A 25,679-nucleotide genomic window follows, 5' to 3' on the forward strand; every position below is an offset into this window, starting at 1 on the left:
CTATGGTTTAGTGACAATAGCGAAGAGGTCACACCTGTTCCCATGCCGAACACAGTAGTTAAGCTCTTCAGCGCCGATGGTAGTTGGGCTTAAGCTCCGCGAGAGTAGGACGTCGCTAAGCAACTAAAACCCCCTTTTAAGGTGTTCCTTAAAAGGGGGTTTTTCTATGTTATAATAAAAAACATAGCTATAAATTAAGGAATCAGGACAATCAAATAAGAGAGAAGGGATTAGATGAAATGGAAAATCATGATGTTGATTGGTTTTTTATTAATTTTGACAGGATGTTCAGAACGAACAGCGCTGACAGCAGCAGATATTGTCGTCGAATTAAATAATCGTCCACTCGAACAGTTTGAAACAATAGCTCAGTTACCCTTCACCGTTCATTTAGATGTGAGCGAAACGGAGATAGAGACTGATACATATCAACTCTCGCTTGAATTAACCTTGCTAAACTCAGAAGAAATGGTAAGAGAGGTACAAGTCACCGCCGTATTACCGGACGATTTACGCGAGTATTTTGTGACGGGTGAACCACAGTTACCGTTCTCTAATCATTTTGACATCGAAGAAGAGATGCGTGAATACTTTATATTAACGCCAAGTGATGATCAAACGATTCAAGTACAAGTTGAACGCCCATTAAAACAGAGGTTGACAGATGAAGATGTCGATGAAATCACCAAACAGTTAGAGAAGATAAAACTTAAACTGACTTATGTAACGGAAAGTAATGACGTGACTGTTCATTATGTGACACTATCGAGTGAATCGATTCATGTAGGTGATAGAGTTGCTGAGTGAAAATTCTAGTCATGAGTCATAACAGATTGTAATATGTAAATCAAAAAAGAATCTTCTTGCTTATATTGGAGAAGGTAAGAGAGTATGCTATAGTATAGGAATCAGCAGAAAAAAGTGAGGCGTTAGCCTTATACCAAAGGAGTATTACGTATGGAAAAGATTGCATGGGTCACAGATAGTACATGTGGATTACCTCAGTCATTTATTGAAGAACATCACATTCATGTCTTACCGATGATTGTTGATATCAATAACATCTCTTATCGAGAAGACATTGAAATTAGTAAAGAAGAAATATATGAATTATTGAAACAATACGGAGAAGGTGCTAAAACAAGCCAACCAGCATATGGTGAGTTTGTGACATTGTATGAACAGCTTGCGGAAGCAGACACGTATGATAAAGTGATTGCGATTCATGCCTCAAGTGCCTTAACAGGAACCTATCAAAGTTCTGTGAGTGCCTCTCAAATGGTGGATTTAGATGTGGAAGTGATTGATTCTAAAGTGGGTTCATTTGCGCTTGGGCAAATGATACGTAAAGGTATTCATATGGCTCAGACAGGTAAAAGCATGGATGAGATTGTGAAGACCATTCATCATTACACCGATCATTTAGAAATGTATTTATTGCCACAAAGCTTAGAACAGATGCGAAAAAGTGGACGCGTGAGTACCACACAGTCGGTGTTTGCTAACTTATTAAGCATCAATATTATTTTACGCTTTGATAAGGGTAAAATTATTATTGATGATAAAATAAGAAGTAAAAAGAAAGCCGTTCGTTATCTATTCCAAGCGATTGACCAAGCTTATAATTCTGGCGAGCTAACAGAGCTAGGTATTATGCATGCAGGTGCTAAAGAAAGAGCAGAGGAATGGAAACAAGAATTACTAAATATGTATGAAAATTTAAAGATTCAAGTTGAGCCACTTGTACCGGTAGCGGGTGTTCATGCGGGCCATGGGACGATGGCTATTTCATGGTTGAAAGAGAATTAATCGCTTAAGGAATGAGCTTGGGCCCTGGCGACTTCTTTCATGAGTTAATGACGCATGAAATAACTTCATAAAACATTAAGAATAGATCACCATTCGGCGGTCTATTTTTTAAAATAACGAAAAGTAAGGAGAAACTGATGATTGACATTCTTTTAGGAGAACATTTTGTAACGATGAGTATTCGACTCGTATTAGCCCTTGTACTTTCAGGTCTGATAGGTTTTGAACGAGAAATCAATAAACATTCAGCGGGTTTTCGAACCCACATTTTAGTTGGGGTGAGTTCCACCCTACTGATGTTAATGTCTTTATACGGTTTTACCGATTATATTACCGAGCATCAAGACATAGTCAACTTTGACCCTGCCCGGATTCCTTCATATGTGGTGAGCGGAATTGGCTTTTTAGGTGCCGGAACTATCATCGTCAATGGTATGACAGTTAAAGGCTTAACGACGGCCGCCTCCATTTGGGCTGTCGCAGGTCTCGGACTTGTTGTGGGGATAGGGATGTACGGTGTTGCGATTATGACGACACTCATTATTCTTTTAAGTTTAATCTTTTTAAATAACTTTGAACAACGTGTGACTAAACGCGGTCAATCTGCACAACTGACTATCTTAGTGAACTCTGTGCAAGCTATTGAAGACATCTTAAAAAAGTACAATCAAAACGGGGTCGTGATTCAAAATATTAATGTGAATACGGATGAATCAGACTATCCTATCGTCACAACAGATGTAACTTTAAGTAAAGCCATTACGAAAAGTGAACTTGTGGTCGTGTTGTCCAAACTCGATGACGTAAGAGAAGTGTATCATGGATGATATCAGTTGCATCTTTCTTGTTGGCATTATAAAATATAGATAAAGTCAAAGATAGTCAAAGTCAAGAAAGGAAGAGGATTATGCGTAACATCTCAGATATTATCGAAGCGCATTTAAAAATGATTCTTGAAGAAGCGAAGCATAATCATATAGAAATTAAGCGTAGTGAAATTGCTGATCAGTTTTCTTGTGTTCCTTCTCAAATTAATTATGTCATTAATACTCGATTTACAAAAGAACGAGGTTATCTCGTTGAAAGTAAACGCGGGGGTGGTGGCTATATTAGAATTCAACGAGCCGTCGAGAATGATCAAAATGTCTTGTTGGATGAATTGATTGATTTAATTGAACCCCGTGTCTCTCAATCTATCGGTGAGGCTATTCTCAGTCGTTTAGTTGAGGCTGATTATATTACCTTACGTGAGGCTAAGATTATGAAGGCAGCAATCGATCGTGAAACCTTACGGTTTAAATTACCTTATCGTGATGATATACGTGCGCGTATTCTCAGTGCGATGTTAACGACGTTAAAATATCACGAAGAGTATTAAGTTTGGAGGAATGCGAAATGGAATGTGAACACTGTCATGAGCGTCCAGCAACCTTGCACTTTACTCAGTACGCTCATGGTAAAAAACACGTACAACATTTGTGTCATACATGCGCACATGATCTCGGTTTAATCGAAGCCAACGATCACTATCCGATTCATGATTTATTGAGTGATTTATTCAAAATGAATTCAGCACTAAGTAATAGTCAAAGACAAACATCCGCACGGGAGACAAAAACGTGCCCAACGTGTCAAATGACGTATACGCAATTTGTGAAGCATTATAAGTTTGGTTGCAAAGATTGTTATGAAACATTTAGCGCGGAGCTTGAACCCGTGTTAAAACGGGTACATAACGGTAATACCACTCATGTTGGTAAAGTACCCAAACACCAACACGCTCACGTATCAAAACTTCAACAAATCAAAATGTATCGTGAACAAATGAAAACGTTCATCGAGGAAGAACGTTTTGAAGAAGCGGCGGAACTACGTGATATGATTAAAGCGTTGGAACAAACCGAGCCCAACGTAGGGGAGGCTGAATGAGATGTCACTTCAATCCTTTATTGACCGGGCGATTAGCCCTTGGATGCAAGAAGGTGGGCCGGCTGATGATATTGTCTTAAGTACACGCATTCGTTTAGCCCGTAATTTAAGCGATAGTCCTTTCCCACTAACAGCCTCTTCAGAAGCGTTAAAGAAAGTAAGTCATCATGTTACGGAGGCGCTTGTCGGTGAAACGATGAGTCATTATGAAGACTTGCAGTTCTTGTCATTGCCTGATTTAAGTGCCTTAGATACACGTGCCTTAGTAGAAAAACATTTAATCAGTCCCTATCTCGTTGAACATATCAATCATAGTGGGGTCCTGTTATCAACGAATGAACAATTATCGATTATGGTAAATGAAGAGGATCATTTAAGAATTCAACTCTACTTCCCAGGCTTACAACTTGAACAAGCATTAACAGAAGCCTTTTTAGTTGATGATGCGATTGAAAGTAAGTTAAGCTATGCTTTTCATGAGACATACGGCTACTTAACAACATGCCCTACCAATGTAGGCACAGGGCTGCGTGCGTCGGTGATGGTCCACTTACCAGCATTGTCAATGACGAATAAATTGCAGAAAATGATCCCAGCCATTAATCAGCTTGGTCTTGTTGTCAGAGGCATTTACGGAGAAGGAACAGAAGCGATTGGTAACATTTACCAAGTGTCGAACCAAGTCACGCTTGGCCGCACAGAAAAAGATATCATTGATAACTTATCAAGTGTTATCGCAAAACTGATTGAACATGAGCGTGCTGTCAGAGAAGTATTGACGAAGCAATCGGGTGTCGAGTTAGAAGATCGGATCTACCGATCATATGGTACGCTTAAATATAGCCGATTGATTGAATCAAAAGAAGCCGCAAAATGTATATCCGATGTTAGATTGGGTATAGATGTAGGGTATATAACAGATATATCAAAAACGATTTTAAGTGAGCTGATGGTTCTAACCCAGCCAGCCTTTTTACAACAGTATGCTAAACGCCACTTAAATCAATATGAACGTGACCAGAAACGGGCGACAATGATTCGTGAACGGTTAACGTTAGAGAAAGATCACTAAAGGAGGAAACAATGATGATGTTTGGACGATTTACTGAACGCGCCCAAAAAGTCCTTGCGCTATCGCAAGAAGAAGCGATTCGCTTAGGACATACGAATATAGGAACAGAACATATTTTACTCGGACTCATTAAAGAAGGCGACGGGATTGCGGCAAAAGCTTTAACATCTCTTGGTCTGAAGTTTGAAGATATTCAAGAAGAGGTTGAGATTTTAATCGGTACAGGACAAAAACAATCCCAAACGATTCACTATACACCGCGTGCAAAGAAAGTCATTGAGTTATCAATGGATGAAGCCCGTAAACTTGGCCACAGCTATGTTGGGACAGAACATATCTTACTTGGTTTGATTAGAGAAGATGAAGGTGTCGCCTCACGTGTACTACGTAATCTAGATGTGAGTCTCAACCGCGCTCGTCAACAAGTCTTACAATTACTCGGTGCTTCTGAATCAAATCGTAAAGGCAACGGCCGTCAATCACAAAATAATACGGCTGAAACACCGACATTAGATTCCTTAGCTCGTGACTTAACGGTGATCGCTAAAGAAGGTCATATTGATCCGGTTATTGGCCGCGAAAAAGAAATTGAGCGCGTCATTCAAGTACTAAGCCGTCGAACTAAGAATAATCCGGTGCTGATCGGGGAACCGGGTGTCGGTAAAACCGCTATCGCAGAAGGTTTAGCACAGAAGATTGTCTCCAATGATGTTCCGGAGTTGTTACGTGACAAACGCGTCATGACACTAGATATGGGAACAGTAGTAGCGGGTACAAAATACCGCGGGGAATTTGAAGATCGCTTGAAAAAAGTCATGGAAGAAATCCGTCAAGCAGGAAATGTCCTCTTATTCATTGATGAGCTGCATACACTTGTTGGTGCTGGTGGTGCTGAAGGAGCGATTGATGCTTCAAATATCTTAAAACCGTCTCTTGCCAGGGGTGAACTCCAATGCATTGGTGCCACAACATTAGATGAATATCGTAAGCATATCGAAAAAGATGCTGCCTTAGAACGGCGTTTCCAACCGATTCAAGTCGATGAACCGACAGTAGAAGAGTCCATTCAAATCTTAAAAGGTTTACGCGATCGTTATGAAGCGCACCACCGTGTGACGATTACGGATGAAGCGATTGACGCGGCGGTTAACTTATCGAACCGTTATATTACCGACCGGTTCTTGCCGGATAAAGCGATTGATTTGATTGATGAAGCTGGGTCACGTGTAAGACTTCGCTCATATACCGCACCACCTAACTTAAAAGAGTTGGAACAACGTTTAGAAGAGGCTAAAAAAGAAAAAGATGCGGCAGTCCAATCACAAGAGTTTGAAAAAGCGGCCTCATTTAGAGATGCGGAACAAAAACTGCGTCAGGAATTAGAAGAAACAAAAGGTAAGTGGAAAGAAAAACAAGGGCAAGTAGATTCAGAAGTTGTGACAGACGATATTGCGACAGTTGTCTCAACGTGGACAGGCGTCCCAGTCAAATCATTGACAAAAGATGAAAGCGACCGTCTCTTAAGCTTAGAACAAACGTTACACGGCCGTGTGATTGGTCAAGAAGAAGCGGTCGATGCCGTATCAAAAGCGATTCGTCGCGCACGTGCAGGACTGAAAGACCCGAAACGTCCAATTGGCTCATTTATTTTCCTTGGACCAACGGGTGTCGGTAAAACGGAACTGGCACGCGCCTTAGCTGAAGCGATGTTTGGTGATGAGGATGCGATGATTCGCATTGATATGAGTGAGTATATGGAAAAACATAATACGTCACGTCTTGTTGGTTCACCTCCAGGTTATGTCGGATATGAAGAGGGCGGTCAACTGACAGAAAAAGTTCGTCGTAAGCCTTACTCGGTCGTGTTATTGGATGAGATTGAAAAAGCGCACCCAGAAGTCTTTAACATTCTACTTCAAGTATTAGAAGATGGACGGTTAACTGACTCTAAAGGTCGTCTGATTGACTTTAGAAATACGGTGCTGATTATGACATCTAATGTTGGTGCCAGTGAGTTAAAACAAAACAAATTTGTTGGTTTTAACTTAGAAGATGAAACGCGTGATTATAAAGATATGAAATCAAAAGTGACCGACGCTTTAAAGAAAGCGTTCCGTCCAGAGTTCTTAAACCGAATTGATGAAACGATTGTCTTCCACTCACTTGAGAAGAAACATATGAAAGATATTGTGACATTAATGTTGGATCAATTGAAAAAACGTCTAAACGAACAAGACTTAGACTTTACGATGTCTGAAAAGGCGATTGAAAAAATTGCAGAAGAAGGTTTTGATCCAGAATACGGCGCGAGACCACTTCGTCGTTCGATTCAAAAAAATATCGAAGATCTGCTTTCAGAAGCTTTACTTCGGGAAGAGATTAAAAAAGGTGAAACAACCCGGATTGGTCTCAACAGTAAAGGTAAGTTCATTATTTTAAACAGTTAAGGAAGTGTTAAGCTCAATCATTTGTTAAAACAAGTGATTGAGCTCTTTTTTTAATTACTCAACAAAAAAACTTTTAAAACAGACTAGACACGTTGGTGTTTTGTGTTATAATCAGTTTATTCAAAATTTTATAAACAATTATCAAGAGTGAACGAGAGATCTGGCTCTACGACTTCACGGCAACCTGGCTTATGCTAAGGTGCCCCTACCAGCAAAGCAGTAACTGCTTTGGATGATGAGTTCTATTAAGGACGTGTCCTTTAAGCATCCAAGCTGCTTAAAGGGCATTTTTTTATTGTTTTAGCCCTTAGGTATAACAATTTTTTGTCTTCATTTAAAAAATATGCGAAGAGGAGAATGACAGATGACAAATCAAGATACGTATCAACTTGACACACTATCTTTACACGGAGGGACAGCGCCTGATCCAACGACTGGCGCGCGGGCGATCCCCATTTATCAATCCACATCTTTTGTTTTTCAAGACACAACCCATGCCGAAAGACTGTTTAGCTTAGAAGAAACCGGTCATATTTACTCCCGCATTGGCAACCCAACGGTCGATGCTTTTGAAAAAAGAGTCGCCTTACTAGAAGGTGGTGTTGCCGCTGTGGCGACGTCATCTGGTATGGCGGCCATTACCTTAACAATTCTTAATTTGTGTGAATCAGGTGATGAGATTGTCGCAGCAATTAATCTGTATGGTGGGACATACAATTTATTTAAAACAACGTTAAAACGTTATGGAATTACGGTGCGTTTTGTTGAACCAAATGATTTAGTGGGATTTGAAGCAGCGATTAATGACCAGACCAAAGCGATTTTCGGTGAGATTATTGGCAATCCAAGTTTAGATGTCTTTGATGTAGAAGGTGTCAGTGAGATTGCTCATCGCTATCAAATCCCTTTAATTATTGATAACACCTTTGCGACACCTTACTTAATTAAGCCAATTGAAAAGGGCGCCGATATCGTGATTCACTCAGCGACGAAGTGGATTGGTGGACATGGAACAACGGTGGGTGGCATTGTCGTTGATGGGGGACGCTTTAAGTGGCAACAGGACAAATTTAAAGGCTTCACCGAGCCTGACCCAAGTTACAACAATATTCGGTATGCGAATGAGTTTGGTGGACTTGCCTTCTCGGTTAAATTAAGGGTACAACTCTTAAGAGACTTCGGTGCGTGTTTAAGTCCTGATTCGGCTTTTCGCTTACTGCAAGGATTAGAAACGTTACACCTCCGAGTGGAGCGCCACAATCAGAACGCATTAAAGTTAGCCACTTATTTAGACAAACATCCCGCGATTGATTGGGTGAATTACCCGGGTCTCCCGTCTCATCCATCTCACGTGGCAGCGAGAAAACGTCTGAATAATGGTTTTGGCTCCATTATTACCTTTGGCATTAAAGGCGGACGAGAGGAAGGGAAAGCGGTCATTGAAGCGGTGAGTTTATGGTCACATGTTGCTAATGTTGGCGATGCGAAATCACTGATTATTCATCCTGCTTCCACGACGCACCAACAGTTATCAACAGAAGAACTGAAACAAACCGGGGTCACAGACGACTTGATTCGTCTCTCAGTCGGTCTCGAACATATTGATGACTTAATTCATGATTTAGACCGTGCTCTAACAATTGCCACCGGGATTGAATTAGATGGACCGCGATCGATTAAAATTAATGATGAAGCGGTCATCCAGTGGTCATTATCATCGAGTCATAAGACAGAGAAAGGAGAAGTAAAGCCTAAAACGATTGCGGTTGTAGGCTTAAGCGGTAAAAAGGAGCGACCGAGTTATCGTTTAGCGGAGAAAATGCAGCGACTCGGCTATAAAATCATCCCGGTCAATCCACGAGAAACGGCGATTTTAGGTGAAATATCCTATCCGGATCTTCAAAGTGTGCCAGAAGCGATAGATATTGTTCAAGTCTTCCGCGCGCCAGAAGCGGCCGTTGGTATTGCGAAAGAAGCTATCCAAGTAAAACCGAAAGTGTTTTGGCTCCAAGAAGGTGTTGTGAATGACGAGGCGTGTCACATCGCTAAACAAGCCGGGTTAGAGGTTGTTCATAACCGTTGTACTTTTAAAGAAGCCCAGCGCCTTCGAGGTTCGGTTGTGACTTACCAATGTGAAATTTGACGTCAAGCTAGCGTATAGACTAAAAGAACAGAAATAATCAAAATTAACCAAATAAAGGGGACGATAGGTAATGAAAAAAATTATTGTTGTTGGACTTATCTTATTAACACTGACACTGGTTGGATGTAATCAGTCAGAAGCAGGTGAAGGAACACCAGAAAAAATCCGTTTAGATTATGCGCACTATTCACCGACGAGTTTAGTCTTACATGAATTTGGTTGGGCGGAAGAGTTGTTTGAGGAAGAAGGCATTGAAGTGGAATGGGCCTTCAGTCAAGGCAGTAATAAGGCATTAGAGTTTTTAAATTCTAACAGTGTGGACTTTGGTTCAACCGCTGGTGCTGCCGCTCTTATTTCAAAAACAAATGGGTCACCCATAGAAACAGTATATATTTACTCAAAACCAGAGTGGACCGCTCTTGTTACGAATAAAGACAGTGAGATCCAGTCAGTCGAAGATTTAAAAGGAAAGAAAGTCGCCGCAACGATTGGAACAGACCCGTATATTTTCTTACTACGCGCCCTCGATGAATACGGGTTAACCGCAAGTGATATTGAGCTTGTCAACCTCCAACACGGGGACGGGGCAGTAAGTTTATCACAAAACCAAGTCGATGCATGGGCTGGACTTGATCCGCATATGGCCAAGTTAGAACTCGACCAACAAGCGGAATTGTTCTTTAGAGAACCGGACTTTAATACGTATGGCTTCCTTAATGTGCGCAGTGACTTCTTAGAAGCGTATCCAGATTATGTAGCGGAAGTGATTGGCCTATATGAAAAAGCAAGAACATGGATTATCGAAAATGAAGCAGAAGCGATTGAACTGATAAGTGAGAAAGCTGATATCTCAAAAGAAGTTGCCGCCCGTCAACTTGAACGGAATGACTTTTCTGAGCCCGTACCTAGTGATACGCATATCGCACATATTATTGAAGCGGGTAAAGTCTTGCAGGCAGGCGAAGTCATTGATGAAGAACATGACTTAGAGGAAGTCGTTCACAGCTTAATTCATCCAAGTATCGCAGAAGACGTTATCAACTAGGGAGGAGAATTTATGGCAAAAGAGGTGAATCAATCTATATATCCGACTATTCAACTAAACAAAATCGGTGTAACACCCCTCATTAAACGACTGATGATTAGCAGTGTGTTTCCAGTGATCATCATCTTAATATGGGAAGTGCTCAGTCAAATCGGAGTCTTTGAAAGTTACCAACTTCCCGCACCGAGTGCTGTTCTATTTAAAGGCATCGCATTGTATCAAAGTGGTGAACTCTTACCACATATCGTAGCGACGTTCACACGTGTCACAATCGGATTTGTATTTGGGACCGGAGCGGCCGTTATCTTAAGTGTCCTTGTTGGTTTCTGGCCATTACTTGAAAAGTTCATTGATCCAACTATCCAAGCGCTCAGACAGATTCCTTCGCTCGCTTGGGTACCGCTATTTATTCTATGGATGGGGATTGGGGAAACGTCAAAAGTGACGATGATTGCGGTTGGGGTCTTTTTCCCAGTGTATTTAAATTTACTCGCCGGTATTGTCACCGTCGATAGAAAATGGCTTGAAGTCGGTAAAGTGTTTGGCTTATCAAAGCGTAGTCAAATCACGAAGATTATTTTACCTGCCGTCTTACCGTCCTTCTTTACTGGCATCAGAACCGGTCTCGGTCTTGGCTTTATGTTTGTCGTTGCGGCAGAACTGATGGGGGCAAGTGAAGGATTAGGCTACTTGCTTGTCTTAGGACAAAACACCCTACAACCCGATACGATTCTAGTCAGCATTATTTTATTTGCAATCATCGGTAAAGTAACCGATGGCGGCCTAAAGCTTGTAGAACAAAGGTTGCTTCACTGGCAAGACACAGAAATAAGGGGGAGAAGTAAATGAGCTTAACCGTTGATCGCCTCACCCGTACATTTAATGGTATGACGGCCATTAAAGATATTGATCTTAAGGTTCAAAACGGTGAATTTGTCTGCTTACTCGGAAAAGGTGGCTGTGGTAAAAGTACGTTATTAAGAACGTTATCCGGTCTCGATTTAGATTATGAAGGCACCGTTTCTTATAACGCTACCCCGCTCACGGGCGTGAGGGAAGAGATTGGCATTATTTTTCAAGAGTCACGGCTCTTACCGTGGCTAACTGTATTAGAAAATATTCGCTTTGGATTAAAAGACCATGAACAAGAGACACTCAACCGGGTCAATCGCTTTATTGAGTATGTCGGTCTTACGGGTAAAGAAAAGCTCTATCCAAAAGCGCTCTCAGGGGGAATGAGCCAACGGGCCGCGATTGCGCGTTCACTTGTTTGCGACCCGGAGGTGTTACTGTTAGATGAGCCATTTAGTGCCCTCGATCACTTTACGAAGCTCGAGCTACAAGACTTATTACTGAAAATACAGGCCAAATATAATACGACGATGGTGATGGTGACGCATGACATCGATGAAGCCCTTTACCTTGCGGATCGTATTGTCGTTTTATCTAGTCAACCGGGAATGATTAAAGACATCATTGATATAAATAGCCCGCGTCAACGGACGCGGACAAGTCAAGATTTGCAACAAGTGAAAAAAGAGATCTTAACAATATTACACGTGTAGTAATCAATGACACAATGGGGGGATGACAATGGTTTTATTAGCGCAACCAGGAAACTATAACTTAACTGATTACGAGAAGACGTATCACTCATTTGATTTTTCTGATTATCAAGAAGCACATAAAATAGAAAAGATAAATGTGGCTGATCTTTGTGTGGACCAACATGTCAGAAGCGGCATAGGGGATAAAATAGCCCTTCACTACGTGGATGGAGAAGAAGTGGTGTCCTACACCTTTCGTGAAGTTAAGCAGCGGGTAGACCAGCTTGTGCACGTTTTAAGGCAGCGTAAGGTGAAAGTAGGAGAAAGGGTGTATATCTTCTTACCGAAAAATCCAACCAACTATTTTGCGATGCTTGCGGCCATTAAAATCGGTGCCATTGCGGTCCCTCTCTTTGAAGGGTTTATGACCGATGCCTTGCATGAGCGCATCAATGATAGTAGAGGTAGTGTCTTAATAACGACAAACGCCTTTATGTCACGGATAGATCTTCGGGCTGTTCCGTCAGTGACGGACGTCTTATATGAAGAAGACCTTATTGACTTAACGGTAGAAGATGAATATGTCTACTGGGCAGCACCAGATACTCCGTTTCTCATGCATTATACAAGCGGGTCAACAGGACAACCAAAAGGAGTGATTCATGCTCACCGAGCTTACCTTCATCACCAGTTATCAGGTCATTGGGTACTTGACTTAAAACCAGATGACATCTATTGGTGTACGTCACATCCTGGTTGGGTAACAGGGAGTGTCTACGGCTTATTTGCGCCGTGGTTGAATGCCGCAACGATTGTTGTGCAAGCTGGCCGATTCGATGCGAAGGCATGGTACCATGTGATTGAACGGTTAAAGGTAACGGTCTTATATAGTGCCCCAACGGCTTTTCGGTTATTAAAGTCGGCTGGTGATGTCTATCAATCATTTCAACTGGATTCATTAAGACATGTGTTAAGCGTCGGTGAACCACTTAATCCAGAAGTTATCACGTGGGCTAAAGACGTCTTTGATGTGCGAATTCATGATACGTGGTGGATGACAGAAACGGGCGGACATATTGTTGTTAACTTCCCATCTGAAGTGATTAAACCTGGTTCAATGGGACGGGCTTTCCCAGGAATTATCGTTAAAATCCTGGATGATGACGGCAAAGAAGTCCCTCGCGGGACTGTCGGTCAATTGGCGGTAAAAGCCCCATGGCCAGGACTGATGCACGCAATTTGGCAAAATAACGCTAAGTTCAATCAATATTTTAATCTATCAGGCTATTATTTATCGGGTGATTTATGTTACCAAGATGAAGACAGCTATATTTTCTTTTCCGGTCGAGTCGATGATATGATCAATGCTCGTGGCGAGAGAATTGGTCCATTTGAAGTAGAAAGCGCCCTAGTCAAACATCCGGCAGTCAAAGAAGCGGGGGTGATTGGAAAACCAGATAAGCTTAGCGGTGAGATTGTGAAAGCCTTTATTACATTAAACGATCACTTCACCGAGACGGAGGGATTGATTGAGGAGATTAAAACGTTCGTAAAGCATCAGCTCTCATTCCATAGTGCGCCAAAAGAAATCGATGTGCTCGATGACTTACCGAAAACACAAATTAGCGGAAAGATCTTACGTAGAGAATTAAGAAGGCGTGAAAACCTCGTTAAGCAATAATGATGTGACAGGCACCTTAAAATAGGTGTCTTTTTTGTTTGTTTACGGTCTTTTTATACATATGGAGCTATGTTACAGTTTTTTAATTATCGCATCCCTAAAAATAATCAGGGAAAATTCCATCTTTTTTACACAATTAATTTATCGGTTTGTAACCATGGCGGGCGGGATTTCATGTATAATAACAAATAAGAGGTGAGTGTATGGCAAAGTCAAAAACACGATTTGTCTGTCAAGAATGTGGATATGAAAGTGCAAAATGGATGGGGAAATGTCCAAGTTGCCAACAATGGAATACATTAGTAGAGGAAATGGTGGTCACATCATCACCGAAACATACTGGGATTGGTTCAAATACTAGTCAAAAACCAGAAAAAATCACCTCGATCGAAACGAAAGATGAGGCAAGAATATTAACTCAAATGCCAGAGTTTAACCGCGTATTAGGTGGCGGTGTTGTGCCGGGATCACTCGTCTTAATTGGCGGAGATCCAGGTATTGGAAAATCGACCCTGCTGCTACAAATCTCGCAACAACTCGCAGATAAAAAAGTTACCGTGTTATATATTTCAGGTGAGGAATCGACGCGTCAAACAAAACTAAGGGCCGATCGCCTCGGGGCAATGAGTGATGAGCTGTATGTGTTATCCGAGACGAACTTGAATTTAATTAAGGCGCAAATTGAACAACTGTCACCGGACTTTATCGTCATTGATTCGATACAAACGATTTTTAAAGATGAAGTCACCAGTGCACCCGGCAGTGTCTCACAAGTAAGAGAATGCACGAGTGAACTGATGCGCATTGCTAAAACGAAACACGTCCCGATTTTTATTGTCGGCCACGTAACAAAAGAAGGGGCCATTGCTGGTCCCAGAATGCTTGAGCATATGGTCGATGTTGTTTTATACTTCGAAGGCGAGCGTCACCACAGTTTCCGTATTTTACGCGGGGTGAAAAATCGTTTTGGTAGTACGAATGAGATGGGTATTTTTGAAATGAAAGAAGAAGGATTAAAAGAAGTCATGAATCCGTCTGAAATCTTTTTAGAAGAACGTTCAGAAGGCGTTGCGGGCTCTTGTGTTGTCGCGTCAATGGAAGGAACGCGTCCGGTCCTTGTTGAAATTCAGTCGCTGATTTCACCGACAAGTTTTGGTAATCCGCGCCGTATGGCAACCGGGATTGACCATAACCGGGTACCGTTATTGATGGCGGTGCTAGAAAAACGTGTCGGTCTGATGATGCAAAATCAAGATGCGTATGTTAAAGTAGCGGGTGGTGTGAAACTAGATGAGCCCGCGATTGACTTAGCTGTTGCTATTAGCATTGCCTCGAGTTTTAAGAATAAGCCATGCCGCGCACATGATGTGCTCATTGGAGAGGTTGGTTTAACGGGAGAAATCCGCCGGGTATCACGGATGGAACAACGCGTCCAAGAAGCCGCTAAACTTGGGTTTAAGCGGGCGATCATTCCAAAACGAAATGTCGATGACTTAGTAGTAAAAGGTGATATTGAAGTGATCGGTGTTGAGTCAATCCAACAAGCGTTAAAAGCAACATTAAACGAGTGATGATTTTAAAATGAATCAGTATGATTTTTCTCATCTTGATGATTAAAATATTGAAAAGCTGACCAGACTGCATGTGTCAGACAATTATGTATAAGGGGGTGAATGTGGTGCTAAAAAGATTTGTGCAATTGTTTATACTGGTCACTGGGGGAACGATTGGGTTTTTATACTTTCCGGCGTTTGTCAATGCTGTTGAGTTATTAGATGGTAGTTTTATTGACCGGATGTATATTGCTCCGTATGTAGGTCTCGTCTTAGGTGCACTTATTTTATATTTATTATCTTTTTGGTTTGTTGACCACATCGTAGAGTTTATTCAATGGTTTGAGGAGGTGCTGATGAAAGCACCGTTAACCAATTTGTTTTTCGGAGGTTTTGGATTAATTTTCGGACTAGTCATTGCGTATTTTATTTCCCAGCCAATTCAAGACTTTGATGTTCTCGTGATATCTCAAGTGGGTCCGTTATTCGTGACGGCCTTACTCGGATATTTAGGCTTCCAAGTCGGCTTTAGACGCCGGGATGAATTTTTATTCCTAATCCAGAGAAAAGATAAAGACCAAAAAACTGATAATAAAGACGAAGAAAACAAAAAACCAAGCGTGAAACCAAAATTACTCGATACGTCAGTGATTATTGACGGACGGATTGCGGATATTTGTCAGACAGCCTTTTTAGAAGGTACGCTTATTATTCCGATGTTTGTGTTAGAGGAATTACAACATATCGCAGATTCATCTGATGCTCTAAAACGTAATCGCGGGCGTCGTGGATTAGACGTTTTAAATCGTCTACAAAAAGAGATTGATGTTGATGTTGAGATGTATGACGGTGACTTTGAAGAGATTCAAGAAGTCGATAGTAAACTGGTGAAACTCGCAAAAGTGATGGACGGGATTGTCGTCACGAACGACTTTAACTTAAATAAAGTGTGTGAGTTTCAAAATGTGCCTGTTTTAAATATTAACGACTTAGCTAATGCGGTGAAACCAGTGGTGTTACCGGGTGAAGAGCTCGTCGTTCAAGTGATTAAAGACGGAAAAGAACAAAATCAAGGGGTAGCGTACTTAGATGACGGCACGATGATTGTCGTAGAAGAAGGACGCAATTATATCCATCAAACGATTGACGTTTTAATTACAAGTGTCTTACAAACATCGGCAGGGCGTATGATTTTCGCGAAGCCAAAAGCACTTGAAAAAGTTCAATAAAAAAGGTATAACAATAAAGAAGAGTGAAGTGATAACGATCGTTATCACTTTTTCTTTGTGACCTTAAATAAGAGAAATCGCGCATATTTAAGGCAAAGCACGAGAAAAAGTGATAAAATAAATAAAGATATGTGGAAACGATGAAAGGGGAACATACAAAAATGACAAACGACGTGCGTGTACGTTATGCTCCAAGTCCAACGGGGCACTTACACATTGGAAATGCAAGAACGGCACTATTTAATTACTTATTTACGAAAAACCAAGGCGGGAAATTCATTATCCGTACGGAAGATACTGACCAAAAGCGTAATGTAGAGGGCGGAGAAGAAAGTCAGTTAAATTATTTAAAATGGTTAGGTCTTACGTGGGATGAAGGGGCAGATATCGGCGGCGAATACGGTCCTTATCGTCAAATGGAACGGTTAGATCTTTATAATAAATATGTAGAGGACTTACTTGACCGTGGTCTTGCATATAAATGTTATATGACAGAAGAAGAATTAGAAAAAGAACGAGAAGCACAACGCGCCAACGGAGAAGTGCCGAAGTATTCAGGTGCGCACCGAGATTTAACGGATGATCAAATCAAAGCGTTTGAAGCGGAAGGTCGTTCATATAGTATTCGCTTCCGTGTGCCAGAAGAGACAACCTATACCTTTGATGACATGGTACGTGGAGATATTACCTTCCAATCAAGTGACTTTGGTGATTGGGTTATCGTGAAAAAAGATGGCGTACCAACGTATAACTTTGCGGTCGTAATCGATGATCACTTAATGGCCATTTCTCACGTCCTACGCGGCGAAGAACATATTTCTAATACACCGAAACAGATGATGGTTTTTGATGCGTTTGGTTGGGAAGCACCGCGTTACGGTCATATGACCTTGATTCTAAATGAAGACCGTAAAAAGTTATCTAAACGTGATCAACATATTTTACAGTTCATCGAACAGTATAAAAACTTAGGCTACTTGCCAGAAGCGATGTTTAATTTTATCGCCTTACTCGGTTGGTCGCCAGTAGGTGAAGAAGAAATCTTCACTCAAGCACAATTTATTGAGATGTTTGATGCGAAACGCTTATCAACATCACCGGCCATTTTTGATCCGGTTAAATTAAAATGGATGAACAATCAATATATTAAGCAACTATCAGAACAAGAGGTTATCGACCTTGCGATGCCACATCTTATTGCCGCAGGTAAATTAACAGAAGATATGACAGCGGATGAAAGAAGCTGGGCGGAGGCAGTTATTTTACTGTATAAAGATCAGTTAAGCTACGGTCAAGAAATTGTCGAACTAACTGAACTGTTCTTCCAAGAAGAAATCAGTCACGGTGAAAAAGAAGAAGAGATTCTTTCGGGTGAGGATGTTTCAATCGTCCTTAGTCATTTCTTAACCGAACTTGTTGCTTTAGAGTCGTTTGAAGCAGCGGAAATTAAAAAAGCAATCAAACATACACAAAAAGCAACCGGTGTAAAAGGAAAAGGCCTCTTTATGCCAATCCGTGTCGCGACAACAGGTCAGATGCATGGACCTGAACTACCACAAGCGATTGCCTTATTAGGGCTAGATGTTGTATCCACACGTTTACGTCAAGTACTACATCAAGATGTAGAAGAATAGACTATCAAAAGAATAAATAAATCGCGTAGATGAGGAATCGAAAAGCAAAGAAAGTAACGACTAGAGAACGTCACCAAGGCTGGAAGTGACGGGTTGCTATTGCTTGACGTTGCCCCTCGGAGTCTTTAGTTGAACATTGGAGTAGGCTAGAGCGGTCAGATTGACCGTTATCAACGAATGAGTTTGGGGTTTAAAACCTAAACAGAGTGGAACCACGCTAAAGGAGCGTCTCTGTGCCTATTTGTCACAGAGACGTTTTTTGTATTACGTTAAAGCAGAAATAGAGGTGATGGATTGATGCGTTTTTTCAAACAATTAAAAGAAGATGTGGATGTGATTTTTGATCAAGATCCAGCCGCCCGGTCTTATGTAGAAGTGATTTTAACGTATGCCGGCCTACACGCAGTTTGGTCACATCGACTTGCCCATATTTTTTACCGGAAGAAGTTTTTCTTTATTGCGCGTGTCATCTCACAAATTAGTCGGTTTTTTACCGGGGTAGAAATTCATCCAGGTGCTAAAATTGGTCGTCGTTTCTTTATTGACCATGGGATGGGTGTTGTGATTGGTGAGACGTGTGAGATTGGTGACAATGTCACGATCTATCAAGGCGTCACATTAGGTGGAACGGGCAAAGAAAAAGGTAAACGCCATCCGACGTTAAAGAACCATGTATTAGTAGCATCTGGTGCGAAAGTGCTTGGGGCAATTACGATTGGTGAAGAGTCTAAAATTGGGGCTGGCTCGGTTGTATTAAAAGATGTGCCAGATTATTCAACCGTTGTTGGTATCCCGGGACATGTCGTGATGCAAAATGGTAAGAAAATCAAACGCGACTTGCAGCATAATAAATTGCCTGACCCAGTAGATGATTGCTTAGAGGAATTAAAAGATGAAGTCCGTCAGTTAAAACAAGAACTACAGGAGTTAAAGGAGAAGAAGAAGCCATGACACTGCGATTATATAATACACTCACGCGTCAAAAAGAAATATTTAACTCGATTGAAACAGATAAAGTAAGCATGTACGTCTGTGGACCAACAGTGTATAACTATATTCATATTGGTAACGCAAGACCCGCGATTGTATTTGATACAGTAAGACGTTATTTAGAGTACCGCGGGTATCGGGTGACCTACGTTTTAAACTTTACCGATGTCGACGATAAAATCATTCGTGCCGCAAAAGAAGAAGGCATGGATTTAAAACAATTAAGTGATCGATACATCGCCGCCTACCAAGAAGATGTGACTCGTTTAGGGGTGAGAGAAGCGACGGTGTATCCACGTGTGACGGAGTCAATGGATGAGATTATTACTTTTATTCAGACGCTGATTGATAAAGGATTTGCTTATGAATCTGAAGGTGATGTGTATTTTAGAGCGCGTAAGTTTGAAGCATATGGAAAGCTTAGCCATCAGTCGCTAGATGATTTACAGAGCGGTGCGCGTGTGGAAGTAGACGAGCGAAAAGAAGATCCGATTGACTTTGCGCTATGGAAGAAGGCAAAGCCGGACGAAGCTTACTGGGAAAGCCCATTTGGACATGGGCGTCCAGGTTGGCATATTGAATGTTCAGCGATGGCAAAAGAGCACTTAGGAGAGACCATTGATATTCATGCGGGTGGACAAGACTTAACGTTTCCGCACCATGAGAATGAAATCGCCCAATCAGAAGCATGTAATGGTCATCCATTTAGCCATTACTGGATGCATAACGGGTATATTAATATTGATAACGAGAAAATGTCGAAATCAATTGGCAATGTCGTGTTAGCGCGCGAGTTGATTGATCAGTATTCGGGTGTGTTGTTACGTTTCTTTATGCTGAGTGTGCATTACCGCAGCCCAATTAATTTTAGTCATGAGCTCATTAAGCAATCAGAACAAGGGCTCAAGCGCATTGAAAATACGGTCAAAAGTTTAATAGAGCGATCAGACACAGGAATAAGTGGAAAAGTATCTGTTGCCAAAGAGATTGACGATTTAACGCGCAAGTTTGAAGCGGCTATGGATGATGACTTTAATACGGCTAACGCCATCGCAGTTATTTTTGATGCGGTTAAAGTGATCAATACGTATTTAGCAAAACAAGTGGTTCTTTCGGCTGATTTAGAAGCTTATGCTGACATGCTGAAACGTTTCTTTGACGTACTAGGGTTAGAGATAGAAGCGGAGGAAGAACTGCTTGATGAAGAGATTGACCAATTGTTAGTTGAGCGGGAAGAAGCACGTAAAAACCGGGATTTCAACCGGGCTGATGAGATTCGTGATCAATTAAAAGCAGAAAATATCATTTTAGAAGATACGGCCAATGGCACACGTTGGCGTCGGGGTTAAGCAATGGAAAAAATACATGTTTTACAGATGAAGAGTTTAGCCCTTGCCTATATGGGGGATGTTGTTTACGAGTACTATGTTCGTGATTATCTCCTCCGTCAAGGCAAAGTAAATGTTAACACGTTGCATAAATCAGCCGTCAGGTTTGTTCAGGCAAAACAACAGGCGAAAGTCTTGCGGTATTGGCTTGACCAATCGTTACTTGACGAAGATGAACAAGGTGTCGTCAGACGAGGGCGTAATGCAAAGTCTGGCTCGGTACCAAAAAATACGGATGTCATGACGTACCGTTATTCGACGGCATTCGAAGCGTTACTCGGTTATCATTACTTTTTAGAGAATCATGACCGATTGATGTGGCTAGTAGAAGCGGCAATCAACTATATAGAAAAAGGAAGTGAAACACCATGAATGATGAATGGATTATCGGAAAGAACCCTGTCACAGAAGCATTAAAAAGTGGCCGGTCGATTAATAAATTATTTATTCAAGATCAATTAAATCCAAAAACAACCCAGCAATTAATGCGTTTAGCTAAAGAAGCGGGTGTGATAGTTAAAAAAGTCCCAAAGAAAAAACTTGATCAACTTGTTGAAGGGCAACACCAAGGAATTGTCGCAAGTGTGGCGGCGTATCGGTATTACGAATTAGACGATTTATTCAAGGTCGCAGAAGAACGAGAGGAAGCCCCGTTCTTTATGATATTAGATGAGATTGAAGACCCGCATAACTTAGGATCAATCTTACGGACGGCTGATGCGTCTGGTTGTCATGGGGTCATTATTCCTAAACGCCGCGCTGTTGGTTTGACTGCAACGGTCGCTAAAACATCAGCGGGTGCGATTGAGTATGTGCCGGTTGTTCGGGTAACAAATATCGCAAAAACGATTGATGAGCTTAAAGAGCGCAACGTTTGGGTTGTTGGTACAGAAGCGGAAGCGGATAAAGACTACCGTGAATTAGAAGGTGATATGCCACTGGCGTTAGTGATTGGTAACGAAGGGAAAGGTATGAGCCGCTTAGTCAGAGAAAAGTGCGATTGGACTATTAAACTAGGGATGACAGGGAAAGTGTCATCGCTGAATGCATCAGTGGCGGCAAGCTTATTGATGTATGAAGTGTTTAGAAAAAGGAATCTATTAGGTGATGCGTAATGGATGTGTTACTGGTTGATGGTTATAACATTATTGGCGACTGGGATGAACTCAGTCGCCTAAGAGATAAAGACCTTGATCAAGCGCGAAAATTGTTGATTGAAAAGATGGCGGAGTATAAAGCGTATCGCGGTTATCGGGTGATTGTTGTGTTTGACGCTTATGAAGTCAAAGGATTAGGTTCGAATGAAGATCGATTCGGGGTCGAAGTGATTTATACGAGAGAAAAAGAAACCGCTGATGAATGTATCGAACGATTAGTCAAATCATTAAAAAATGTTAGGACGAAAGTGTATGTAGCGACATCAGATTATGCTGAACAACGCACCATCTTTCAACAAGGAGCGTACCGTAAAAGTGCGCGTGAGCTGAAGTTAGAAGTGGGACATATTCAACGAGAAATTTTAGAAGATTTGGAAGACTATCAGAATAAACAATCGTCGCGTAATCCTATCATTGATCTCAAGACTTGGGAGACGCTAGAAAAAATGCGCCGAGGCAAAGATTAAACTAGTTGTTGACGCACAGGAAGCGCTTACTGTATAATATTTCTATTATGTGTTTATTGCAGGAGGGAAATCTTTTGAACGAGGTTCATGACACGCTTAACGGTCAGCAAGTTGCTTATAAACAAATGGATGACGTAGGTTTAATTGACGCTGTTCAACAAGGTGATTCGACTGCCTTAGACTTTTTAATTCGAAAATATCGTGGTTTTGTCCGTGCAAAAGCAAGCACTTATTTTCTTGTCGGTGCGGATTATGATGATCTCATTCAAGAAGGCATGATAGGTTTATATAAAGCAATTCGTGATTATAAACAGGATAAAGAAGCATCGTTTAAAGCGTTTGCGGAGGTCTGTGTGACGCGGCAAATTATTACGGCAATTAAGTCTGCTACGCGAATGAAACATGGACCACTTAATTCATATGTCTCGTTAGATAAGCCGGTCTTTGATGAAGATTCTGAGCGGACTTTGATTGATGTCATTGCTAATCAACAAGATACCGTTGACCCTGAAGCATTGTTGATTAGTCGTGAGCGCTATCAAGTGGTTGAAGAAAAACTTGGCGCGGTTTTGAGTGAATTAGAGCGAGAAGTATTAATGCTCTATTTAGATGGGCGAAGTTATCAAGAAATCTCTGAGTTGCTTGACCGTCACGTCAAGGCGATTGATAACGCCTTGCAGCGGATTAAGAAAAAATTTGAGCGTCATCTAGAAGATGTTGTTGTCTTATTATGATTGATAATTTACCTTGAGAGCGTTGACACATAAGAATGAAGGTGCTACATTAAGTAAGATAGTAATCTATCTTACTAGAGGGTGAACACGATGAAAAAGAAAATTGTACTCGCTTGTACAGAATGCCTGAGTCGAAATTATCACTCAGATAAACATACACAAGAGGCAGAACGATTAGAACTAAAGAAGTTCTGCAAAAAGTGTAATAAACACACCGTACATCGTGAAACGAAGTAACGAGCTGTACGAAGATCAATTCAACCGAGTTTGGAGGAACCATTAGTGAAAATTGTATCATTTTTTAAAGATGTTTCACGCGAAATGAAAAAGGTATCTTGGCCGAGACGTAAAGAATTAACGAATTCCACCATTACAGTTGTGGCAACTGTTACTTTTATCGCACTATTCTTTGTCGTTGTTGATTTAGGTATTACCCAAATTTTAAATCTATTTTTTGAGTAGAAGATGATCTTTTATGTTATACTAGTAATGTCGTTAAGAAAGATGTATGTTGACCTGTCAAAAACCCGTCCACTTTATGCGGGTTTTTTAAATTGGGGAAAAATAAACTTGGCAAGTGACATCAACTGTGATGTAGCTATGTTTAAGATAAAACAAAGAATAAGTCAGACACTAAAAAGGAGGGAAAAAAGATGGAGAAACAGTGGTATGTTGTTCATACGTATTCAGGGTATGAAAATAAAGTTAAGACAAACTTAGAAAAACGTTTAGCATCGATGGGCATGGAGGATAAGATTTTCCGTATTCTCGTACCTGAAGATGAAGAAACAGAAGTCAAAGATGGTAAGAAAAAAGTCGCGATGAAAAAAGTCTTCCCTGGCTATGTCTTAGCTGAAATGATCATGACGGATGATTCTTGGTATGTGGTTAGAAACACACCAGGTGTGACAGGGTTTGTTGGTTCAACGGGTTCAGGCTCAAAGCCGACACCATTACTACCTGAAGAAGCAGAAACGATTCTAAAACGCATGGGTATGAAAGAAACAGTCATTGAGATTGATTTTAATATTGGTGATCAAGTGACTGTGACCGATGGTTCATTTGAAGGTCGTGAAGCGGTTGTGCAAGAACTTGATATGGATCATCAGAAGGCGAAAGTGCTTGTCGACCTCTTTGGTCGTGAAACGCCGGTTGAGTTAGATTTCAAACAAATCAAACATATGGATTAAGATTTTTATTTATTTTTATTCACTCGACCCTTGCATTATTTTGATGAGCATGATAAAATTCTAATGTTCTTATATGCCTCGAGTATAAGGTTAGATAGAATATGAAATTGAGTGGGAGGGGTCAAACCCTGTGACCACATCACGGACTTAAGGAGGTGTGTCTCGTGGCTAAAAAAGTAATCAAAGTAGTAAAACTTCAAATTCCAGCGGGCAAAGCAAACCCAGCACCACCAGTTGGACCAGCATTAGGTCAAGCAGGTGTTAACATCATGGGATTCTGTAAAGAATTCAACGCTCGTACGCAAGAGCAAGCTGGATTGATTATTCCGGTAGAAATTACGGTATTTGAAGACCGTTCATTTACATTCATCACAAAAACTCCGCCGGCTGCTGTATTGCTTAAGAAAGCAGCGGGTATCGAAACTGCATCAGGTGAACCAAACCGCAACAAAGTTGCAACGTTGAAGCGCGATCAAGTAAAAGAAATCGCTGAAACAAAAATGCCTGATTTAAACGCAGCAGATGTTGAAGCAGCTATGCGTATGGTTGAAGGTACTGCACGTAGTATGGGTATCGTTATCGAAGACTAATATACGTGTAATGATTTGTGAAGAAGGTTGCGTTTATGGCGTTAGTCATTTCGCAACCTTTTTGTAGGCAGATAAGCTAGGGGCATAGTCAACTAGTGCTTACGCATGTTGCGTAAGGTCCGCTTTTTTAAGTGGGAGGTTTAACCGTTAAAACCACATTCAAGGAGGAAATGAAAATGGCTAAAAAATCAAAAAAGCAACAAGCGGCTTTGGAATTAGTGGATCGTACAAAATTGTATGATGTAGAAGAAGCGCTTAAATTAGTTAAAGAAAATGCAACAGCTAACTTCGACGAAACAGTTGAAGCGGCATTCCGCTTAGGTGTCGATCCTAAGAAAGCTGACCAACAAATCCGTAGTGCGATGGTACTTCCGCACGGAACTGGTAAAACACAAACTGTTTTAGTATTTGCTAAAGGTGACAAAGCGAAAGAAGCTGAAGCAGCTGGTGCAGATTACGTAGGTGAACAAGATCTTATCAACAAAATTAACCAAGGATGGTTTGACTTCGACGTGATCGTAGCAACACCTGACATGATGGCTGAAGTTGGTAAACTTGGTCGTGTATTAGGACCTAAAGGTCTTATGCCAAACCCTAAAACAGGTACAGTAACATTTGATGTTGAAAAAGCTGTTAACGAAATTAAAGCAGGTAAAGTTGAATACCGTGTGGATCGTCAATCAAACGTACACGTACCAATTGGTAAAGCGTCATTTGATTTAGAGAAACTTGTTGAAAACTTTAACGCACTTGCTAACACAATTGTTAAAGCTAAGCCACAATCTTCAAAAGGTATCTACATGAAGAACGTGTCTGTAACATCAACGATGGGCCCTGGTGTTAAAATCGACCCATCAAACTTTGCAAAATAATACTTGACTTTTATTAATTGTTTCGTTACAATCAATAAGGTTAAAATAATACGTTATACCGTAGACAGCAGGGGCTTGTAAGCTTAATTAGCCTGCCGAGGTGTTGAATAAAGAGAACGGTGTTCTCTTATCTATTCACGCAATTTCCCCTCACGTCTACTTTCGGCGTGAGGTTTTTTATTGATTTCAATAAAAGAACGCG

26 protein-coding genes, 1 rRNA gene, 1 riboswitch and 1 other annotated feature are annotated in these 25,679 nt (G+C 41.1%); all 27 genes read left to right on the plus strand.

The window, feature by feature from the left end:
* Positions 1 to 6: 6 nt before the first annotated feature.
* The 27 genes from rrf (at position 7) to rplA (ending at position 25,477) form a co-directional block, all read left to right on the plus strand.
* Positions 7 to 121, plus strand: a 5S ribosomal RNA gene (gene rrf / locus BM390_RS10370).
* Between the two features lie 113 nt (positions 122 to 234).
* Entirely contained in the window at positions 235 to 807 is a 573-nt protein-coding gene (locus tag BM390_RS10375; RefSeq protein WP_062321709.1) for a hypothetical protein, read from the plus strand.
* Positions 808 to 957: 150 nt separating this feature from the next.
* The gene (locus tag BM390_RS10380) at positions 958 to 1,809 is read left to right on the plus strand and encodes a DegV family protein (RefSeq protein WP_062321711.1); all 852 of its coding nucleotides are present in this window, start codon (positions 958 to 960) and stop codon (positions 1,807 to 1,809) included.
* A gap of 137 nt (positions 1,810 to 1,946) precedes the next feature.
* Positions 1,947 to 2,636: an MgtC/SapB family protein gene (locus BM390_RS10385; RefSeq protein WP_062321713.1), complete on the plus strand. Its 690-nt coding sequence runs from the start codon at positions 1,947 to 1,949 to the stop codon at positions 2,634 to 2,636.
* Positions 2,637 to 2,716: 80 nt separating this feature from the next.
* The gene (locus BM390_RS10390; protein ID WP_062321715.1) at positions 2,717 to 3,187 is read left to right on the plus strand and encodes a CtsR family transcriptional regulator; all 471 of its coding nucleotides are present in this window, start codon (positions 2,717 to 2,719) and stop codon (positions 3,185 to 3,187) included.
* Positions 3,188 to 3,204: 17 nt separating this feature from the next.
* Complete coding sequence (locus tag BM390_RS10395; protein WP_062321717.1) at positions 3,205 to 3,738, plus strand: UvrB/UvrC motif-containing protein; 534 nt, start codon at positions 3,205 to 3,207, stop codon at positions 3,736 to 3,738.
* A gap of 1 nt (position 3,739) precedes the next feature.
* Positions 3,740 to 4,810 carry a protein-arginine kinase McsB gene (gene mcsB / locus BM390_RS10400; RefSeq protein WP_089854690.1) on the plus strand — a complete coding sequence of 357 codons (1,071 nt, stop codon included), beginning with the start codon at positions 3,740 to 3,742 and terminating at the stop codon, positions 4,808 to 4,810.
* 14 nt (positions 4,811 to 4,824) lie between these two features.
* On the plus strand, positions 4,825 to 7,257 hold the full coding sequence (locus BM390_RS10405; RefSeq protein ID WP_062321718.1) for an ATP-dependent Clp protease ATP-binding subunit: 2,433 nt from the start codon (positions 4,825 to 4,827) through the stop codon (positions 7,255 to 7,257).
* A 135-nt stretch (positions 7,258 to 7,392) separates the two neighbouring features.
* Positions 7,393 to 7,499, plus strand: a riboswitch (SAM riboswitch).
* 122 nt (positions 7,500 to 7,621) lie between these two features.
* The gene (locus BM390_RS10410) at positions 7,622 to 9,400 is read left to right on the plus strand and encodes a PLP-dependent aspartate aminotransferase family protein (RefSeq protein ID WP_062321719.1); all 1,779 of its coding nucleotides are present in this window, start codon (positions 7,622 to 7,624) and stop codon (positions 9,398 to 9,400) included.
* Between the two features lie 70 nt (positions 9,401 to 9,470).
* Positions 9,471 to 10,445 carry an aliphatic sulfonate ABC transporter substrate-binding protein gene (locus BM390_RS10415; RefSeq protein ID WP_062321721.1) on the plus strand — a complete coding sequence of 325 codons (975 nt, stop codon included), beginning with the start codon at positions 9,471 to 9,473 and terminating at the stop codon, positions 10,443 to 10,445.
* Between the two features lie 12 nt (positions 10,446 to 10,457).
* The gene (locus BM390_RS10420; protein ID WP_062321724.1) at positions 10,458 to 11,294 is read left to right on the plus strand and encodes an ABC transporter permease; all 837 of its coding nucleotides are present in this window, start codon (positions 10,458 to 10,460) and stop codon (positions 11,292 to 11,294) included.
* Positions 11,291 to 12,010, plus strand: a complete 720-nt coding sequence (locus BM390_RS10425) for an ABC transporter ATP-binding protein (RefSeq protein WP_089854693.1) — start codon at positions 11,291 to 11,293, stop codon at positions 12,008 to 12,010. Before BM390_RS10420 ends, BM390_RS10425 begins: the two co-directional genes overlap by 4 nt.
* A 28-nt stretch (positions 12,011 to 12,038) precedes the next feature.
* On the plus strand, positions 12,039 to 13,673 hold the full coding sequence (locus BM390_RS10430; RefSeq protein ID WP_307725281.1) for an AMP-binding protein: 1,635 nt from the start codon (positions 12,039 to 12,041) through the stop codon (positions 13,671 to 13,673).
* A gap of 203 nt (positions 13,674 to 13,876) precedes the next feature.
* Positions 13,877 to 15,244: a DNA repair protein RadA gene (gene radA / locus BM390_RS10435; RefSeq protein ID WP_089854696.1), complete on the plus strand. Its 1,368-nt coding sequence runs from the start codon at positions 13,877 to 13,879 to the stop codon at positions 15,242 to 15,244.
* 107 nt (positions 15,245 to 15,351) lie between these two features.
* Complete coding sequence (locus tag BM390_RS10440; RefSeq protein ID WP_062321727.1) at positions 15,352 to 16,455, plus strand: PIN/TRAM domain-containing protein; 1,104 nt, start codon at positions 15,352 to 15,354, stop codon at positions 16,453 to 16,455.
* Between the two features lie 161 nt (positions 16,456 to 16,616).
* On the plus strand, positions 16,617 to 18,089 hold the full coding sequence (gltX, locus tag BM390_RS10445; protein WP_089854740.1) for a glutamate--tRNA ligase: 1,473 nt from the start codon (positions 16,617 to 16,619) through the stop codon (positions 18,087 to 18,089).
* A 297-nt stretch (positions 18,090 to 18,386) separates the two neighbouring features.
* Complete coding sequence (gene cysE, locus BM390_RS10450) at positions 18,387 to 19,040, plus strand: serine O-acetyltransferase (protein ID WP_062321729.1); 654 nt, start codon at positions 18,387 to 18,389, stop codon at positions 19,038 to 19,040.
* Positions 19,037 to 20,428, plus strand: a complete 1,392-nt coding sequence (gene cysS / locus BM390_RS10455) for a cysteine--tRNA ligase (RefSeq protein ID WP_089854699.1) — start codon at positions 19,037 to 19,039, stop codon at positions 20,426 to 20,428. The genes cysE and cysS overlap by 4 nt, the downstream gene beginning before the upstream one ends.
* A gap of 3 nt (positions 20,429 to 20,431) precedes the next feature.
* Positions 20,432 to 20,839, plus strand: coding sequence for a Mini-ribonuclease 3 (locus tag BM390_RS10460; RefSeq protein ID WP_089854702.1), 408 nt, complete (start codon positions 20,432 to 20,434; stop codon positions 20,837 to 20,839).
* A complete protein-coding gene (gene rlmB, locus BM390_RS10465) occupies positions 20,836 to 21,582 on the plus strand; it encodes a 23S rRNA (guanosine(2251)-2'-O)-methyltransferase RlmB (protein WP_062321735.1) in 747 nt (248 codons plus the stop codon). The genes BM390_RS10460 and rlmB overlap by 4 nt, the downstream gene beginning before the upstream one ends.
* On the plus strand, positions 21,582 to 22,091 hold the full coding sequence (locus tag BM390_RS10470; protein ID WP_062321737.1) for an NYN domain-containing protein: 510 nt from the start codon (positions 21,582 to 21,584) through the stop codon (positions 22,089 to 22,091). Before rlmB ends, BM390_RS10470 begins: the two co-directional genes overlap by 1 nt.
* 74 nt (positions 22,092 to 22,165) lie before the next feature.
* Positions 22,166 to 22,825, plus strand: a complete 660-nt coding sequence (sigH, locus tag BM390_RS10475) for an RNA polymerase sporulation sigma factor SigH (protein ID WP_256212423.1) — start codon at positions 22,166 to 22,168, stop codon at positions 22,823 to 22,825.
* Between the two features lie 90 nt (positions 22,826 to 22,915).
* Positions 22,916 to 23,062 (plus strand): 50S ribosomal protein L33, encoded by a 147-nt coding sequence (gene rpmG / locus BM390_RS10480; RefSeq protein WP_082394497.1) that lies wholly within the window; start codon positions 22,916 to 22,918, stop codon positions 23,060 to 23,062.
* A gap of 45 nt (positions 23,063 to 23,107) precedes the next feature.
* Complete coding sequence (gene secE / locus BM390_RS10485) at positions 23,108 to 23,287, plus strand: preprotein translocase subunit SecE (RefSeq protein WP_177220708.1); 180 nt, start codon at positions 23,108 to 23,110, stop codon at positions 23,285 to 23,287.
* A 191-nt stretch (positions 23,288 to 23,478) separates the two neighbouring features.
* On the plus strand, positions 23,479 to 24,015 hold the full coding sequence (nusG, locus tag BM390_RS10490) for a transcription termination/antitermination protein NusG (protein WP_062321738.1): 537 nt from the start codon (positions 23,479 to 23,481) through the stop codon (positions 24,013 to 24,015).
* 164 nt (positions 24,016 to 24,179) lie between these two features.
* Positions 24,180 to 24,605, plus strand: a complete 426-nt coding sequence (rplK, locus tag BM390_RS10495) for a 50S ribosomal protein L11 (RefSeq protein WP_062321740.1) — start codon at positions 24,180 to 24,182, stop codon at positions 24,603 to 24,605.
* A 176-nt stretch (positions 24,606 to 24,781) separates the two neighbouring features.
* Complete coding sequence (gene rplA, locus BM390_RS10500) at positions 24,782 to 25,477, plus strand: 50S ribosomal protein L1 (protein WP_089854708.1); 696 nt, start codon at positions 24,782 to 24,784, stop codon at positions 25,475 to 25,477.
* Positions 25,478 to 25,517: 40 nt separating this feature from the next.
* Positions 25,518 to 25,666 (plus strand) — a sequence feature (ribosomal protein L10 leader region).
* Positions 25,667 to 25,679 lie beyond the last annotated feature (13 nt).

Source organism: Halolactibacillus miurensis (assembly GCF_900116255.1).
Classification (GTDB): domain Bacteria; phylum Bacillota; class Bacilli; order Bacillales; family Amphibacillaceae; genus Halolactibacillus; species Halolactibacillus miurensis.

Coding starts and splice junctions, on each gene's coding strand:
- BM390_RS10460 (WP_089854702.1), top strand. CDS start 20,432: ATGGAAAAAATACATGTTTTACAGATGAAGAGTTTAGCCCTTGCCTAT.
- radA (WP_089854696.1), top strand. CDS start 13,877: ATGGCAAAGTCAAAAACACGATTTGTCTGTCAAGAATGTGGATATGAA.
- BM390_RS10410 (WP_062321719.1), top strand. CDS start 7,622: ATGACAAATCAAGATACGTATCAACTTGACACACTATCTTTACACGGA.
- cysE (WP_062321729.1), top strand. CDS start 18,387: ATGCGTTTTTTCAAACAATTAAAAGAAGATGTGGATGTGATTTTTGAT.
- BM390_RS10420 (WP_062321724.1), top strand. CDS start 10,458: ATGGCAAAAGAGGTGAATCAATCTATATATCCGACTATTCAACTAAAC.
- BM390_RS10415 (WP_062321721.1), top strand. CDS start 9,471: ATGAAAAAAATTATTGTTGTTGGACTTATCTTATTAACACTGACACTG.
- BM390_RS10425 (WP_089854693.1), top strand. CDS start 11,291: ATGAGCTTAACCGTTGATCGCCTCACCCGTACATTTAATGGTATGACG.
- rplA (WP_089854708.1), top strand. CDS start 24,782: ATGGCTAAAAAATCAAAAAAGCAACAAGCGGCTTTGGAATTAGTGGAT.
- nusG (WP_062321738.1), top strand. CDS start 23,479: ATGGAGAAACAGTGGTATGTTGTTCATACGTATTCAGGGTATGAAAAT.
- gltX (WP_089854740.1), top strand. CDS start 16,617: ATGACAAACGACGTGCGTGTACGTTATGCTCCAAGTCCAACGGGGCAC.
- BM390_RS10385 (WP_062321713.1), top strand. CDS start 1,947: ATGATTGACATTCTTTTAGGAGAACATTTTGTAACGATGAGTATTCGA.
- BM390_RS10375 (WP_062321709.1), top strand. CDS start 235: ATGAAATGGAAAATCATGATGTTGATTGGTTTTTTATTAATTTTGACA.
- BM390_RS10430 (WP_307725281.1), top strand. CDS start 12,039: ATGGTTTTATTAGCGCAACCAGGAAACTATAACTTAACTGATTACGAG.
- cysS (WP_089854699.1), top strand. CDS start 19,037: ATGACACTGCGATTATATAATACACTCACGCGTCAAAAAGAAATATTT.
- rpmG (WP_082394497.1), top strand. CDS start 22,916: ATGAAAAAGAAAATTGTACTCGCTTGTACAGAATGCCTGAGTCGAAAT.
- BM390_RS10395 (WP_062321717.1), top strand. CDS start 3,205: ATGGAATGTGAACACTGTCATGAGCGTCCAGCAACCTTGCACTTTACT.
- BM390_RS10470 (WP_062321737.1), top strand. CDS start 21,582: ATGGATGTGTTACTGGTTGATGGTTATAACATTATTGGCGACTGGGAT.
- BM390_RS10380 (WP_062321711.1), top strand. CDS start 958: ATGGAAAAGATTGCATGGGTCACAGATAGTACATGTGGATTACCTCAG.
- mcsB (WP_089854690.1), top strand. CDS start 3,740: ATGTCACTTCAATCCTTTATTGACCGGGCGATTAGCCCTTGGATGCAA.
- BM390_RS10405 (WP_062321718.1), top strand. CDS start 4,825: ATGATGTTTGGACGATTTACTGAACGCGCCCAAAAAGTCCTTGCGCTA.
- BM390_RS10390 (WP_062321715.1), top strand. CDS start 2,717: ATGCGTAACATCTCAGATATTATCGAAGCGCATTTAAAAATGATTCTT.
- rlmB (WP_062321735.1), top strand. CDS start 20,836: ATGAATGATGAATGGATTATCGGAAAGAACCCTGTCACAGAAGCATTA.